The sequence below is a fragment of the Phenylobacterium sp. genome (genome assembly GCF_036723115.1).
GTDB lineage: Bacteria > Pseudomonadota > Alphaproteobacteria > Caulobacterales > Caulobacteraceae > Phenylobacterium.
Genome location: NZ_DAIMHV010000259.1, coordinates 1 through 1,667, shown reverse-complemented (window position 1 = coordinate 1,667; position 1,667 = coordinate 1). Strand labels below are relative to the sequence as shown.

The 1,667-nt window shown below is 70.8% G+C and carries 2 protein-coding genes; both read right to left on the bottom strand.

Features of this window, described 5'->3' with window-relative positions:
* Positions 1-844 (bottom strand): HAD-IC family P-type ATPase (locus V7D28_RS15260; protein ID WP_333588232.1); only part of this gene is annotated, 844 nt, incomplete at its 3' end.
* 5 nt (positions 845-849) lie between these two features.
* Entirely contained in the window at positions 850-1,620 is a 771-nt protein-coding gene (locus V7D28_RS15255; RefSeq protein WP_333588231.1) for an SDR family NAD(P)-dependent oxidoreductase, read from the bottom strand.
* Positions 1,621-1,667: the final 47 nt, after the last annotated feature.

Genomic DNA, 1,667 nt, shown 5'->3' with positions numbered 1-1,667 from the left:
CCGCCACCCCCACCACCGCCATGAAGGCGTCGGAAAAGGCCAGGTGGCTGACGAAATAGGCATAGGTCAGCAGGAGACCCGCGGCCACCAGGATCAGCAGGGACAGCCAGCGGGCGAAATGGTCCATCTGCTGCACCAGGGGCGTGGTCAGGGTCTGAACCTCGTCCAGCAGTCCGCCGATGCGGCCGATCTCGGTGTCGGCGCCGGTGGCCGTCACCACGCCCTTGGCTGTGCCCTGGGTGATGAGGGAGCCGGACCACAACATGGAGCTCCGGTCCCCCAGCAAGGCTTCGGGGGCCACGGGGACGACGGTCTTCTCCACCGGCGCGGACTCGCCGGTCAGCAGGGCCTCCTGCGCCGCCAGACCCCGGGCCTCCAGGATGCGCAGGTCCGCCGGCGTCTTGTCGCCGGCCTCGAGCAGGACGATGTCGCCGGGCACGAGCTGATCGCCCTCGATGGTGGCGCGGACGCCCTCGCGCAGCACCGCCGCATGGGGGGCGAGCAGGTCGCGGATGGCCGCCATCGCCGCCTCGGCCTTGCCTTCCTGCAGGAAGCCGATGAGGGCGTTGGCCACGACCACAGCCAGGATCACGCCCGTATCCACCCAGTGCTGCATCATCGCCGTTACCGCAGCCGCGGCCAGCAGGACGTAGATCAGCACGTTGTTGAACTGGGCCAGGAGCCGGCGCAGGGGACCGCGGGCGCGCGTCTCGGGCAGGCGGTTGGGGCCATATCGGTCCAGGCGGGCCTTGGCCTCGGCCGGGCTCAGACCCTCTGGCGCGGAGTCCAGCGCGGCCAGGCAGGCCTCGGCGGCCTGGCTGTGGGGCGAGGGGAGCGGGGTCATGCCGCTCACCGGGCGGTGTAGCCGCCGTCCACCACCAGCTCGGCGCCGGTGACGAACTTGGATTCGTCCGAGGCGAGATAGACCGCGGCCCAGGCGATATCGTCGGGCTCGCCCATATGGCCGATGGGATGGGCGGCGTCGGCCGCCGCGCGCGCCGCGGCGAGGTCGTTCGACGTGGCCCGAAGATGGTTCTCCACCATGGGCGTCCAGATGTAGGCCGGGTGGATGGAGTTCACCCGGATCTTCTCCGGCGCGTAGGTGACGGCGTCGTTCTTGCTCATCAGCCGCACCGCGCCCTTGGAGGCGTGATAGGCCGCCACTCCGCCCGTGCCCACCAGACCGGCGATGGACGAGAGGTTGATGATCGAGCCGCCGCCGGCCGCCCGGAGGTGGGGAATGGCGTGCTTGGTCCCGAAGAACACCCCCTTCACATTGACGGCCTGGACCAGGTCCCACTCGGCCTCGGTCACCTGGTCGGTGGGCTTGGGCGCGCCGGAGACCCCGGCGTTGTTGACCAGGATGGAGAGCCCGCCGAAGCGGGCGGCCGCCTCATCCACAACGGCCTTCATCGCGGCCTCGTCGGTGACGTCCACGCTCCAGAAGCCGGCCTGGTGACCTTCGTCCCGCAGCGCCTGGGCCAGGGCCTCGCCCTCGTCGGTCATGCGGTCGAAGAGCGCCACCCGGGCGCCTTCCTGCGCCATGCGTCGGGCGCAGGCTTCGCCGATGCCTAGGGCGGCGCCGGTGATGATGGCGGTCTTGCCTTGAAGTCGGTTCATGGTGGGCCTCCGTGGGGGGGGAAGGAGCGAGGGCGGTCCTCAAGGGG